The organism is Catenulispora sp. MAP12-49, assembly GCF_041262705.1.
Lineage (GTDB): Bacteria > Actinomycetota > Actinomycetes > Streptomycetales > Catenulisporaceae > Catenulispora.
This window is the reverse complement of record NZ_JBGCCP010000004.1, coordinates 258324-270458: the sequence shown is the minus strand read 5'-3', so window position 1 is coordinate 270458 and position 12135 is coordinate 258324. Positions and strand designations below refer to the sequence as shown.

At 71.6% G+C, this 12135-nt stretch carries 14 protein-coding genes; 7 read left to right on the top strand and 7 right to left on the bottom strand.

Annotation, left to right across the window (positions count from 1 at the left end):
* Positions 1–214 precede the first annotated feature (214 nt).
* The gene (locus tag ABIA35_RS11360) at positions 215–907 is read left to right on the top strand and encodes a B3/4 domain-containing protein (RefSeq protein WP_370357805.1); all 693 of its coding nucleotides are present in this window, start codon (positions 215–217) and stop codon (positions 905–907) included.
* Positions 908–914: 7 nt separating this feature from the next.
* Here ABIA35_RS11360 and ABIA35_RS11355 read toward each other — a convergent pair whose 3' ends face one another.
* Both ABIA35_RS11355 and ABIA35_RS11350 read right to left on the bottom strand, forming a co-directional pair.
* Positions 915–2735, bottom strand: coding sequence for an ABC transporter ATP-binding protein (locus ABIA35_RS11355; protein WP_370357969.1), 1821 nt, complete (start codon positions 2733–2735; stop codon positions 915–917).
* A 152-nt stretch (positions 2736–2887) separates the two neighbouring features.
* On the bottom strand, positions 2888–3730 hold the full coding sequence (locus ABIA35_RS11350) for an SAM-dependent methyltransferase (RefSeq protein WP_370334319.1): 843 nt from the start codon (positions 3728–3730) through the stop codon (positions 2888–2890).
* Positions 3731–4003: 273 nt separating this feature from the next.
* Between ABIA35_RS11350 and ABIA35_RS11345 the strand changes: the two genes are divergently transcribed.
* From ABIA35_RS11345 to ABIA35_RS11335, 3 genes are all read left to right on the top strand, one after another.
* Complete coding sequence (locus tag ABIA35_RS11345; RefSeq protein WP_370357804.1) at positions 4004–5056, top strand: phosphatidylinositol-specific phospholipase C domain-containing protein; 1053 nt, start codon at positions 4004–4006, stop codon at positions 5054–5056.
* A gap of 126 nt (positions 5057–5182) precedes the next feature.
* On the top strand, positions 5183–5947 hold the full coding sequence (locus ABIA35_RS11340) for an ArsR/SmtB family transcription factor (protein WP_370357803.1): 765 nt from the start codon (positions 5183–5185) through the stop codon (positions 5945–5947).
* A gap of 16 nt (positions 5948–5963) precedes the next feature.
* Positions 5964–6341 (top strand): VOC family protein, encoded by a 378-nt coding sequence (locus tag ABIA35_RS11335; RefSeq protein WP_370334316.1) that lies wholly within the window; start codon positions 5964–5966, stop codon positions 6339–6341.
* Positions 6342–6353: 12 nt separating this feature from the next.
* Here the strand turns inward: ABIA35_RS11335 and ABIA35_RS11330 are convergent, their stop codons facing one another.
* On the bottom strand, positions 6354–6638 hold the full coding sequence (locus ABIA35_RS11330; RefSeq protein ID WP_370357968.1) for a DUF427 domain-containing protein: 285 nt from the start codon (positions 6636–6638) through the stop codon (positions 6354–6356).
* A 169-nt stretch (positions 6639–6807) separates the two neighbouring features.
* On the opposite strand from ABIA35_RS11330, the gene ABIA35_RS11325 reads away from it, so the two are divergent.
* The gene (locus tag ABIA35_RS11325) at positions 6808–7344 is read left to right on the top strand and encodes a hypothetical protein (protein ID WP_370357802.1); all 537 of its coding nucleotides are present in this window, start codon (positions 6808–6810) and stop codon (positions 7342–7344) included.
* A 42-nt stretch (positions 7345–7386) separates the two neighbouring features.
* Here ABIA35_RS11325 and ABIA35_RS11320 read toward each other — a convergent pair whose 3' ends face one another.
* The 3 genes from ABIA35_RS11320 to ABIA35_RS11310 all read right to left on the bottom strand — a co-directional run bounded on the left by ABIA35_RS11320 (position 7387) and on the right by ABIA35_RS11310 (position 9826).
* Positions 7387–8166, bottom strand: coding sequence for a hypothetical protein (locus ABIA35_RS11320; RefSeq protein WP_370357801.1), 780 nt, complete (start codon positions 8164–8166; stop codon positions 7387–7389).
* Complete coding sequence (locus ABIA35_RS11315) at positions 8163–8777, bottom strand: hypothetical protein (protein WP_370357799.1); 615 nt, start codon at positions 8775–8777, stop codon at positions 8163–8165. The genes ABIA35_RS11320 and ABIA35_RS11315 overlap by 4 nt, the downstream gene beginning before the upstream one ends.
* Positions 8778–8878: 101 nt before the next feature.
* Positions 8879–9826, bottom strand: coding sequence for an aldo/keto reductase (locus ABIA35_RS11310; RefSeq protein WP_370357798.1), 948 nt, complete (start codon positions 9824–9826; stop codon positions 8879–8881).
* Positions 9827–9921: 95 nt separating this feature from the next.
* Between ABIA35_RS11310 and ABIA35_RS11305 the strand changes: the two genes are divergently transcribed.
* On the top strand, positions 9922–10497 hold the full coding sequence (locus ABIA35_RS11305; protein ID WP_370357797.1) for a TetR/AcrR family transcriptional regulator: 576 nt from the start codon (positions 9922–9924) through the stop codon (positions 10495–10497).
* Between the two features lie 102 nt (positions 10498–10599).
* Here the strand turns inward: ABIA35_RS11305 and ABIA35_RS11300 are convergent, their stop codons facing one another.
* Positions 10600–11166 carry a DoxX family protein gene (locus tag ABIA35_RS11300; RefSeq protein WP_370357796.1) on the bottom strand — a complete coding sequence of 189 codons (567 nt, stop codon included), beginning with the start codon at positions 11164–11166 and terminating at the stop codon, positions 10600–10602.
* Between the two features lie 143 nt (positions 11167–11309).
* Between ABIA35_RS11300 and ABIA35_RS11295 the strand changes: the two genes are divergently transcribed.
* A complete protein-coding gene (locus tag ABIA35_RS11295; protein ID WP_370357795.1) occupies positions 11310–12098 on the top strand; it encodes a MerR family transcriptional regulator in 789 nt (262 codons plus the stop codon).
* Positions 12099–12135: the final 37 nt, after the last annotated feature.

The window sequence follows — 12135 nt, the reverse complement described above, 5'->3', positions numbered from 1 at the left end:
GATGGGGCCTCCTAGTGGTGGGTGCGGTGGGATGCGGTGCTGTGGATGCCGTGCTGTGCATGCCGTGCTGTGGATGCCTGTGGGGTGGGCAAACCTGAAGCATTCTCAACGATCGCGGCTGAACAGGCCAGACCCTCAAGCGGGGGTTGGTCCACACTTCGCGAACCGGATTGGTCCTGTTCGCCGCGATGACCAGTCCGGTAAAGCTGTGCCCATGTACTTCCAGCACGCCGACGCCATCCGGTCCGAGTTCCCCGGCCTGGCCGCCGCGGCGATCACCACCTCCGGCATCACCGCTGCCCCCGACGTCACCGAGCAGGTCGCCCGCTTCACGGCGATCGCGAACACCCGCCTGGCCGGCGGCACCGAATCGGATCTGCCCGAGATCAAGGCCTGGCGCCAGGCGTTCTCAGCGATGGGCCTGAAGCCCACGCAGTACCGCTGCGCCTCCGAGGCCCTGCTGCGCCGCCTGCGCAAGGAGGGCGAGCTGCCCCGCATCCATCCCCTGATCGACCTGTGCAACGCGGTCTCGGTGGCCTTCGCCATCCCGGTCGCCGCCCTGGACCTGGGCCGGATCTCCGGGGACCTGGAGGTCCGGCACGCCCGCGGCGACAAGTCGTACCACACCTTCAGCGGCACGACCGAGAACCCGGAGCCCGGCGAGGTGATCTTCGCCGACGCCGCCGGCCGGTCGCACGCGCGCCGCTGGACCAACCGGCAGAGCGGACTGTCGGCCGTCCGGCCGGAGACCTCCCGGGTCCTCATCGTCGCCGAGGCGCTGCACGAATCAGCGGCCGAGAATGTCGAGGCCCTGATGAAGACGCTGACCGAGGAGCTGGCCGCGGCGTGGGCGGTCACGCCCACGGCCGCGGTGCTGAACGAGGCAGCACCGCGGTTCGAGGCCTGAGCGCGCCTTACAGGAACCCGCCGGACTGCCGCGACCACAGCGCGGCATACAGGCCATCGCGCGCGAGCAGCGCCTCGTGCGTGCCCTGCTCGGCGATCCGGCCTTCGTCGAGCACCACGATCCGGTCCATGCGCGCGATCGTCGACAGCCGGTGCGCGATCGCGATGACGGTCCGGCCCTCCATCACCTCCTCGAGGGTCTCCTGGATGGCCGCCTCGACCTCGGAGTCGAGCGCCGAGGTGGCCTCGTCCAGGACCAGGATCGGCGCGTCCCGGTGCAGGGCCCGGGCCAGGGCGACGCGCTGGCGCTGGCCTCCGGACAGCCGGATGCCGCGCTCGCCGACCAGTGCGTCATAGCCCCGGCGGCCCTGCGCGTCCCGCAGGGTCCTGATGAACTCGTCGGCGGCCGCGCGGCGGGCCGCCGCCTCGACCGCCTCGTCGTCGGAGGCGATGCCGCCGGCGATGTTCTCACGCACCGAGCGGTGCAGCAGCGTCGCCTCCTGCGCCACGACGGCGAACTGGCGGCGCAGGCTGTCCTGGGTGACGTCGGTGACGCGGTGGTCGTCGATCCGGATCGTGCCGGACTCGGCCTCGTAGAAGCGCAGCAGCAGGCTGACGACCGTCGACTTGCCCGCCCCGGAGCGGCCGACCAGACCGACGCGTTCGCCGGCGGCGACGTCCAGGCTGAGGCGGTCCAGGCCGCCCGCGCCGCGTCCGTAGTGGTGGCTGACGTCCTGGAACCGGATGCGCCCCTTGGCCGGCGGGAGGATGACCGCCGTCGGGGAGTCCTCGACGGCCAGCGGCTGCGCGACGGTGCGCAGCGACCGGTCCAGCTGCCCGAGCGCGCCGAACATGTCCGAGAGCGCGTCGAGCAGCCACTCCCCCATCGACGTGATGCGCAGGCTCAGCGCCGCGGCCGCCGCCACCAGCCCGATCGGCGCCGCGCCGGCGTGCCAGAGCACGATGCCGTAGCCGATCAGGCCCACGAGCAGCCCGCCGCCGAGCGCCGTCATGCTGGCGTTGATGGTCACCTCGACGCGCTGCACGCCCAGATACGCGCGGCGCGCGGCGGCGAAGACCCGCCGGTCGCCGGCCCCGCGGTCCGGGAACAGCGCGAGGATGTCGGCGTTGGCGTAGGTGTCGACGAGCAGCCCGGTGAGCTCGGACTCGGTCTCCTGCATGCGCTCGTGGGCGGCCCGGTAGCGCGGGACGAGCCACACCAGCAGCGCCGAGTACAGCACGATCCAGGCCGCCAGCGGGACCACCAGCCGCGGGTCGATCGCCGCGACCAGCCACACCGACCCGGCGATGTAGACCACCACCGCGACCAGCGTGTGGATGACGGCGTAGGAGGCGGTGGCCGCGGCCGTGCCGCCGTCGCGGACCCAGGTGGCGATCCGGCCGGCGAGCTCGTCGCGGAACCAGCCCACCGACTGGCGCGAGACGTAGCGGTGCAGCCGCCAGCGGGCCAGCGACTGGGCGTTGACGCGGAAGGCGATGTCGTCCAGGCCCTCGCCGCAGACGTGCAGCAGCGGCCGGACGATCAGGACCAGCACCGCGGCCAGGATCAGCCCGCGGCCGTGCTCGGCCCAGAACCGGTCGCGATCGGCCGTGGCGAGCAGATCGACCAGGCGGCCGGCGTACCCGATGAGCCAGACCTCGATCGCGGCGGCGGCGATCGTCGTGGCCAGCGCGAGCAGGACGACCGCGCGCAGCGGCCGGAACTCGCGGGTCAGGAACCGCCGGACCGTCGCGGGCGGGGTGCCGGGGGCGTGGCCGCGGTCGTCGGGGCGGAAGGGGTCAGCAGAGTTCTCCAACAAACGGAACAGCAAGGGATGCCCTCCGGGCGGATTCGGCGAACAAGGGTCCGGGGCGTCCCGTGGCGGCCATGTCCGTCTCCATCCGTTCCGTGGGCTGTGTTCCGTCGGCTTGGTGTTCCGACGCGCGCAGGCTACCGCTGCGCGCGCCCGGCTGCACTTGATTAACGCTTGATCGCGACGCCCGCGTACATCGCGATGTCCTGGTCCCGAATCGGCGCCGCGTCGGCGTCCGGCCGCCAGTGGTGCACCAGCGCGACGCCGGGGTCGAGCAGCTCGAAGCCCTCGAAGAAAGCCTCGGTCTCGCCCTTGTCGCGCACCTGCAGCGGGATCCCGCGGGCGTTGTACTCCCGGCTCACGCCGCCCACGCCGACCGGGTCGGTGTCGCCGGTGAACACCGTCAGCGCCAGGAAGCTGCCGGGGGCCAGCGCGTCCATGAAGCGGCGCACTCTGCCCTGCGGGTCGTCGGAGTCCAGCACGAAGTGCACGATCGCGATCAGCGACAGCGCCACCGGCTGGGAGAAGTCCAGGACGTCGCGCAGCCGGGGGTTGTCGATGATCGATTCGGGGTCGCGGAAGTCGGCGTCGACATAGCAGGTGCGACCCTCGGCGGTGCTGGACATCAGAGCCCTGGCGTGGGTCAGCACGATCGGGTCGTTGTCGACGTAGGCCACGCGCGTGTCCGGGGCGATTGCCTGGGCGATCTCGTGAACGTTCGGCGAGGTGGGGATGCCGGTGCCGATGTCCAGGAACTGCCGGACGCCGTACTGCTCGGTGAGGTGGCGCACCGCGCGCTGCATGAAGTCGCGGGTGGTCCGCATCGAGACGGGCAGCGCCGGCCAGGCCTCCACCGAGGCCTTCGCGGCGATCCGGTCGGCCTCGAAGTTGGTCTTGCCGCCGATCAGGTAGTCGTAGACACGCGCCGAGTGCGGCACGTCCATCCGCAGGTCCACCGCGGGGTAGTCGTCATCGTTCGGCGCCTGCCCGGACCGGACCTCGCTCGTCATCGCCCACCCTTTCGTCGCCTGGCGCGCATCACGGACGGCGCCGGACCGCCCCATGATCGCGGTCCCCGAAGCGCATGATCACGAAATTCTCGCGCTCCGGCGGCAGGGCCTTGGTATCAGAGTTCTGTGAAACTTCAACCACCGGACGCACAGTGATCCAACCGGTCACACACGGTTCATCTGAGGGCTCTGTCTTCCTCCTGATATCGCGGCTAACCTCCACCGCGGAGCAAACCCCACGCTCCGGCGATCGCCACCAGGAGGTACCCACCCATGACAGCACCCTGGCTCCGTCGGTTCACGGCCGGCGCCGCGACGCTCGGCGCCGCCGTGCTCGCCCTGGCCGCCACCATCGCGCCGGCGGCCGCGGACACCGGTTCGGCCCCGCTGTCCCACAGCACCGTGGTCGGCCTGCACAACACGTACGACGACGGGGCCGAGTTCCCGCACCTGGCCAACGCGCTGGACGCCGGGACCTCGATGATCGAGCTGGACACCTGGACCGACATCTTCACGAACGAGTGGAAGGTCAGCCACAGCAACCCGCTGGGGAACAACAACAACTGCGTCGACGCCTCCAAGCCCGCCGACATCTACACCGGCTCGGCCAACAAGGACCTCGGCTCCTGCCTGGACGACGTCAAGTACTGGCTGGCCTCGCACACCACCACCGGCCCGCTGTACATCAAGCTGGAGATGAAGCAGGGCTTCGAGGCCGACTACGGCCTGGGCCCGTCGCAGCTGGACGCCCTGATCAACGCCCACCTCGGCAGCCTGGTCTACCGCCCGGCCAACCTGCTCAACGGCACCTACCCGAACCTGGACGCGGCCGCGAAGGCCGACGCCTGGCCCTCCCGCTCGGCCCTGGCCGGCAAGGTCATCCTCTACGTCATCCCCGGCACCGTGGAGCTGGCCAACCCCTTCGACACCCTGCACACGGACGTCGAGTACGGCACGTACCTGAAGAACCTGGCGGCCTCCGGCAACGTGTCCCAGGCCGCCGTCTTCCCCTGCGTCCTGGGAGCCCAGACCGGCGACCCGCGCAGCCAGTACTCGGACACCTCGATCCGGCCGTGGTTCGTGGTCTTCGACGGTGACGCCAACACCTTCGTCACCACCGTCGACACCTCCTGGTACTACAGCAACCACTACCTCTTGATCATGACCGACGCCCAAAACGTCGCCCCGACCCTCAGCGACACCGCCCCGAGCCAGTCCGACGCCCAAGCCCGAGTCGCACTGCTGGCGAGCAAGCACGCCACCGTGGTGTCGACGGACTGGACCGGCCTGCCGGCGGTGCTGTCGGAGGTACTGCCGCGCGGCTGAACCGCCTGCTCGAAGCTGCCTTTTCACTGCCCGGCCGTGAACTCGCGGCCGGGCAGTGTGCTGCCCGCGCCCGCCGCGCGCCGCGCGCCGTTGACAGGAAACCAAATGGTTTCCTATTGTGGAGGCATGGACCCCGTGTTCAAGGCCCTGGCCGACCCGACGCGCCGGGCGCTGCTGGACGAGCTGTTCGCCGACGACGGCCAGACCCTGGCGGCGCTGACCGCGCGGCACGACATGACGCGCATCGCCGTGGCCAAGCACCTGCGGATCCTGGAGGAGGCGGGCCTGGTCGTCACCCGCCGCCGAGGCCGGGAGAAGCTGCACTTCCTCAACCCGGTCCCGATCCGCCAGGTCCACGACCGCTGGGTCGGCAAGTACACCGAGCAGTGGGCGGCCGGCCTGGTGGACCTGAAGCGTGAGCTGGAGGAACAGATGGAGCGCGTCTTCGAGATCTACATCCGCACCACGCCCGAGCGCCTGTGGGAGGCCATCACCGACCCGGACATCCGGGCGAAGTACCACTTCGGCCTGGCGGTGGAGTCCGACTGGAACCAGGGCTCGCCGTACGAACTCCGCCACCCGGCGGGCGACAGAGCGGTCATCGAGGGCGAGAACCTGGAGGTCGACCCGCCACGCCGCCTGGTGCAGAGCATGCGGGCACTGTGGGGCCCGCAGGCCGAGGCAGCCGGGACGACCAGGGTGACCTGGGAGATCGAGCCGGTCGGCGACTCGTGCCGGCTGACAGTCGTCCACGACCAACTGCCCCCGGACGCCCCCGCCGAGATCTACGGCGGCTGGCCGATGATCCTGTCCGGCCTGAAGACCTGGCTGGAGACCGGCGAGACGCTCACCACGCCGGGATCATTGATGTACGGCACCGACAAGAACTGAGAATCAGGAGACTGCCATGTACGAGACCACCATCACCGACATCGGCGCCGTGGGCATCCCGGTCACCGACCAGGACAAGGCCCTGGAATTCTTCACCGACACCCTCGGCTTCGAAAAGCGCCTGGACCTGCGCGCAAACCAAGGCTTCCGCTGGGTCACAGTCGCCGCCCCCGGCGCCCGGGTGTCGGTCGCCCTGGTCGCCGGCGGCACCGTCGGCCAGGACACCGGCATCCGCTTCATGGTCCCCGACGCCGAAGCCGAGCACACCGCCATGCGGGGGCGCGGCATCGAGGTCGGGGAGCTGCTCCGGTGGCCGGGCGTGCCGCCGATGTACGAGTTCAAGGACCCGGACGGCAACCGGTTCGAGATCGTCGAGGACGTCCAGATGGCTTAAGCGGGAGGCGCCTCAGACCGCCTCCACCTTCACCCCCCGCCAGAACGCGACCCGGTCGCGGACGTGCTCGGCCTCGGCCTTGGGCTCGGGGTAGTACCACGCGGCGTCGGCGTTGGCCTCGCCCGCGACGGTGACGGTGTAGTAGCTGGCCAGGCCCTTCCACGGGCAGACGGTGTGGGTTTCGCTGGTGGAGAAGAACTCGCTGTTCAGCGCCCCCGTCGGGAAGTAGTGGTTGCCCTCCACCACGACGGTGTCGTCGCTCTCGGCCAGCACCTGGCCGTTCCACACTGCTCGCATCGCCATTTCGGATCCTCCTGGGTCGTGTTGGCGATCACAACCAGTCTCGGGCACGGATGCTTCCCGCGGACCGCGTACCTGCGGCGATGGCGGGACCATCCCTATTGTGCGGCGGAGGTCGCGGGGTCCATCCTGGTGCTGCCCTCCCGCATGTACCGACCCTGAGAAGGTGATGATGGCCGCCCCCTCCATATCGAACGCCACGATCGCGCGCGCCGCGCAGCTCGTCGGGTTCGCCGTCGTCGCGGCGGCGCTCGCCGTGGTGTCCTGGCGCGGGGCGAGCTTGAACCTGCCGGACGTGGGCCAGTTCGCCGGCGTCATCGGGTCGGGGTTCCTGGGCGGGATCATCAATCCGCTGATGAAGACGCTGGAGGGGTCCGGCGGCGGCGCCGGGCAGCCGGCCGGCGGCTCGCAGGCGGCCTCGCAGCAGACCTCGCAGGTGACATCGCAGGAGACCTCGCAGGTCACGAAGACCGTCGAGGCCGCGCAGGACAGCGCCGCGGCCTCGCTCGGGCAGAAGAGCGACCTGCTGTGGGAGGCCGCCGTCGCGATCGGGGCCGTGGCGATCGTGGTGTCCGCCCTGGCGCTGGCGATCAACGGCGAGCACCACGTGAACGCCGCCGCGGCGCTGACCGCGCTGGCGACGGCGTTCGGGGCGCTGTTCGTCGACACCACGAAGATCACGCACCCGGTCGGCGCGAGCTAAGGAACCGGGCGCGAGGCTTGAAGCAGCGCCTTAAGCAGGGCCTTAAGAGGCCGCCGCGTAGGCCAGGACGTCCAGGTCGATGTACTGACCGTTGCTGGCGTCCTGGTCCTCGGCGCTGACCTTGGCCAGGGCGGTGCGTCCGTTCAGAGCGGCGACGCAGAGCTGGTCCCCGACCTTGACAGCCGCCTGATACACCGCGTGTCCCTGAAGCAGAGCTACGCAGCCTGCGGCTGTCGGGCTCTTGTCCGCGGTCCACGCCGCGAGGTTGCCGGGGCCCACAAGCGTTCCCTGAGCTCCCACCTGAAGGCCGAACACCAAGCCCGCGCCCGGAATCGGACCGGCGGTGACGTGCTCGCCGTTCATGGTGACGCGCACGGTTCCCTGCCACGGGCCGGGCTTCGACGGGATGGTGGTCGGCGCCTTCGTGGGGCCGGTCGCGGTGGTGGGCGGGACTGAGGCGGTGCTGGACGAGGTCGGGCCGGACGGGTTCGATCCATTGCTGGGCTGCCCGCCCCCCTGCGTCACCGAGACAACGACCACCACGAGAGCGACCGCCCCGACCAGGACCGCCGCCTGATAGCGCACGAGCTTCGGCGACCGGATGTGCTGGGGCACGGAGACGGTGCCGGCTTCGGTATCGGTATCGGCATCGGCAACTTCGGCACCTGTTTCGGACCCCGCCGACGGCTGCGGCAGCACGAAGAAGGAGGCGACGTAGCGTCGCCAGAACGTCTGGCCGCGCCAGTCCCGCTCCGGAGCGGGGCCGGAGCCCAGGCCGGTCAGCGACGACCAGTAGCGACGCCCGATCGGACCGCGGCTCACGCCTGCTCCTCGGCGATCGCCGGCTGCGGGACAGTCGGCGTGTTCGGCGGCTGCGGGACAGTGGGCGTCTTCGTCGGCGTCTCCGGTGACGTGCTCGGCGACGTGTTCGGCGGCACGGCCGCGTCTTCAGCCGCCGGCTCAGCCTCGGGTTCCGATGCCGGCTCGGGTCCAGCTGCCGACCCGCTGGCGTACGGGGCGGCACTCGTCGCAGCCCCCTGCTCAGGTCCGCCGCTCAGCGCCAGCCCGGCCTGAATCTCGAACCCCGCACCGAGCCGCGCCGATCCCAGCTGCCGCAGCACCGTCGGCGCCGAGCAGCCGACGGCGATCGCCGCGTACGCGCCGGTCACCTGCGAGTGGAACAGCAGTCCGGCGACCGCGCCGAGCAGGACCCGGGTCAGCCCCGCCGCCACGTCCGAGAGCGGATCGACGTACGCCGTCAGCGCGGGCCCCGGCGTCGCGCCCCGCCGCGCCAGCGCCTGATGGCGCGCGGCGTTCCAGGCCAGGACCCGGTCGGAGCTCACCACCGCCTCGACCACCGCGCCGCCGATCGCGCCGTATCCCATGGCCAGCAGCCAGTCCACCCGCGTCTCCCCCAAGTCCGATGGCAGCATGCCGTGGTCGTCGGGCGAACAGCATTACAGAACGTTGTATCGAAGTGGAAGTCGGGGGTCGATTCGCGATGAAGATGCCGATCTCGGCGGCCGGTCCGGGCTCAGGTGGCGGCCGGCACCGCGATCGCGTCGATCGCCGCGCGGGTCTGGGCGTCCAGCCGTACCGCTCCGGCGGCGATGTTCTCGGCCAGGTGCGCGGGATCGGTCGTGCCGGCGATCAGCAGCGTGTAAGCGTAGTGCGCGAGGTGCCAGGCCAGGCCGACCTGGACCGGGGTGACGCCCAGCGCCTCGGCCGCGGCGCGCACCGCCGGCTGGTCGACCACCTTCGGGAACTGCGGGAACGCCGAGCCCAGCGGGAAGAACGGCACCCACGCGATGTCGTGCTCCCGGCACACGTCGAGCACTGATTCGCTGGCGCGGTCGACCGGGCTGTGCGAGTTCTGCACGCACACGATCCCGGCGGGCAGCGCGTGCCGGAGCTGGTCGGCGTCCACCGCGCTGAGCCCGATGCCGTCGATCTTGCCCTCGTCCCGCAAGGCGATGAATGCGGCGAGCTGGCTGTCCAGGTCGACGACCTGCTCGCCCTCGGCGACGATCCCGGGCGCGTGATCCAGACGGCGCAGGTTGACCACGCCGAGGCGCTCGGTGCCCAGCCGCGCCAGGTTCGCCTCGACACTGGCCCGCAGCTGCTCGGGACGCTGCGCCGGCACCAGCGCTCCGGTGGCGTCGCGCTCGGCGCCGACCTTGGTCACCAGCACGAGGTGGTCGGGATAGGGGTGCAGCGCGGCGCGGATGAGGTCGTTGGCGTTGGCGGCGGCGGTCCCGTAGAACTCGGCGGTGTCCAGGTGGTTGATGCCGCTGTCGACCGCCGTGCGCAGCAGGGCCACGGCCGCGTCGGGGCTGAGGGCCGGACGCCCCGGACGGTGCTCGGCCAGCTGCATCGCGCCGTAGCCGATGCGCGCGACCGGGTGTCCGGCCAGGGTGGCGGTGCCGCCGGGGGCCGTGTTGCCGGCCTTGTCGGCCTTGTCGGCCTTGTCGATGCTGCTCATGTCCCGTTCCCGTCTGTGAGGTGAGATAGTGGGGGAACAACCGGAGGACCCTCCGGTACGCCTCACGATAGCAGAAACGGAGGAGCCTCCGCTTTATGGCCACCGGATCAGCGCGACCAGCCCCGGCCCGCGCGGACGCGCAGCGCAACCGCCAGCGCCTCATCGAGGTCGCCCAACGCGCCTTCACCGCCGGCGACGGCAAGGTCTCCCTGGAGGCGGTCGCCAAGGAGGCCGACGTCGGCATCGGCACCCTCTATCGCCACTTCCCCACCCGCGAGGCCCTGGTCGAGGCGGTCTACCTGGCCGAGCGCGGACGCCTGTGCGAAGCCGCCGACGAACTGCTGGCCGAACTACCCCCGGAGCGCGCCCTGCGCGCCTGGATGGACCGCTTCGCCGACTACATCGCCACCAAGCGCGAGATGGCCGACGCCCTGCGCGCGCTGATCGCCGACGGCACCGTCACCCGCTCCCAGGCCCGCGAGGAGCTGTCACGGGCGGTACGCCGCCTGCTCGACGCGGGCGCCGCCGCCGGGACGCTGCGCGCGGACGTCGCCGCCGAGGACGTGGTGGTGGCACTGGTCGGGGTGTTCTCGGTGTGCACGCCGCCGGAGCAGCGGGAGCAGGCGGGGCGGCTGATGGACCTGCTGATGGACGGGCTTCGACAGAAGTAGGCGCAAGTAGGCGCCGCGCCGGTGGGGTGGGCAGTCGACGGCGGCCGGCTCGTGGCAGCGACCGCTCGGCTCGCGGCCGGCGCCTGCCTGCCCCTCACCAGCTCACGGCAGCTCCGCCACCGCTGCCTCCGCCTCCGCCTTCTCCTGCTCGGCCGCCGCCTGCGCCGCCACCACCCTCGTCCGCCGTCGCAGCACCTCCGCGGCCGCCGCCGCGCTGAGCGCGAACGCGCCGACCAGTATCCCGGGGGAGTTCAGCCGGTTGCCGGTGGCGTGGTCGACCGAGTACCGCCCCGGACCCGTCACCGCCAGCCCGGCCGCCGCCAGCCCGAGGAACGCCGGGTACTCGTAGCCCCCGGTGCTGTTGAAGAAGCCCTTCGGCCGGTGCACCTCCACCGCGGCCGCCATCGCGCCGATCGCCGCCGCGCCGCCGGCCGGGGTCGCGGCGCCCAGGGCCAGCAGTGCGCCGCCGCCGGCTTCGCCGAGGCCGGCCATGAGGGCGTTCGGCAGGCCGGGGCGGAAGCCCATCGCGTGCATGCCGGCGGCGGCGCCCTTCAGGCCGCGGCCGCCGAACCAGCCGAACAGCTTCTGGGTGCCGTGCGCGATCAGGACGCCGCCGGTGCCCAGCCGCAGGGCCAGCAGGCCCAGGTCGGTACGTGTTCCGCAGGCCATCGGGGGCTCCTTCCACCGGCCGGTCGCGTGCCCCTCCACTATCGGCCGGGTCCGCAACCGGCGCCGCTCGGAACCCGCCAGTCGGTTATCCTCGATCACATCGCGGACCATCAGGAGGCACAGACCATCGGGAGGCACACGGGGTGAACGACGAGGAATACCGCGTCGACGACCTCGCGCGCCTGTCCGGGATGACGGTCCGCAACATCCGCGAGCACCAGTCCCGCGGCCTGCTGCCGGCCCCGACCGTGCGCGGCCGCGTCGGCTACTACGGGCCCGAACACCTGGCGCGCCTGGAGCAGATCAAGCGCCTGCAGGCCGAGGGCTTCACCCTGGAGTCGATCCGCCGCATGCTCGGCGGCGGCGCCGAGTTCGCCTCCTTCGCCGCCGCCGTCCACCAGGCCTTCGACGACGGCGACAAGCGCGTGGTCCGCCTGGAGGACATCCACACCCTGTTCCCCGGCCTGGACCAGAACAGTGACCAGGACAGCAATCGGGACAGCAATCAGGACGGCGACCAGAGCAGCGCGAAGTCCGACCCCGACCGCAGCACGGCCCTGCTGAACTCGGCCGTGGACCTGGGCCTGCTGCGCCCCCTGGGCAACGGCCGCTACGAGGAGCGCTCCCCCCAGCTGACCCGCATCGGTGCCGACCTGATGGCCCTGGGCATCCCGCCGGACAGCGCCCTGAAGGCCGCGGCCGAGGCGCGCACGCACGTCCAGGCCGTGGCGAAGTCCTTCGTGCAGCTGTACGTGGACCAGATCTGGGCCCCCTTCGAGGCCGCCGGCTACCCCGCCGACCGCTGGCCGGACATCATCGGCGGCCTGGACCGGCTGCGCCCGCTGGCGCTGGACTCGGTGCTGGCGTTGATGCGGATGGCGCTGGACGAGGCCGCCACCCGGCTGATCGAGGAGCGCGCGGGGCTTCGGTAGCCCACAGCCGCCGCCACCGAAATCGCATGTCGCACGA

Bases quoted from the DNA above. Each gene is read 5' to 3' on its own strand.
- ABIA35_RS11345 (WP_370357804.1), top strand. From the start codon at position 4,004: ATGACAGCACCCTGGCTCCGTCGGTTCACGGCCGGCGCCGCGACGCTC.
- ABIA35_RS11335 (WP_370334316.1), top strand. From the start codon at position 5,964: ATGTACGAGACCACCATCACCGACATCGGCGCCGTGGGCATCCCGGTC.
- ABIA35_RS11350 (WP_370334319.1), bottom strand. From the start codon at position 3,730: ATGACGAGCGAGGTCCGGTCCGGGCAGGCGCCGAACGATGACGACTAC.
- ABIA35_RS11315 (WP_370357799.1), bottom strand. From the start codon at position 8,777: ATGCTGCCATCGGACTTGGGGGAGACGCGGGTGGACTGGCTGCTGGCC.
- ABIA35_RS11300 (WP_370357796.1), bottom strand. From the start codon at position 11,166: ATGGCCTGCGGAACACGTACCGACCTGGGCCTGCTGGCCCTGCGGCTG.
- ABIA35_RS11340 (WP_370357803.1), top strand. From the start codon at position 5,183: ATGGACCCCGTGTTCAAGGCCCTGGCCGACCCGACGCGCCGGGCGCTG.
- ABIA35_RS11330 (WP_370357968.1), bottom strand. From the start codon at position 6,638: ATGCGAGCAGTGTGGAACGGCCAGGTGCTGGCCGAGAGCGACGACACC.
- ABIA35_RS11305 (WP_370357797.1), top strand. From the start codon at position 9,922: ATGGCCACCGGATCAGCGCGACCAGCCCCGGCCCGCGCGGACGCGCAG.
- ABIA35_RS11360 (WP_370357805.1), top strand. From the start codon at position 215: ATGTACTTCCAGCACGCCGACGCCATCCGGTCCGAGTTCCCCGGCCTG.
- ABIA35_RS11310 (WP_370357798.1), bottom strand. From the start codon at position 9,826: ATGAGCAGCATCGACAAGGCCGACAAGGCCGACAAGGCCGGCAACACG.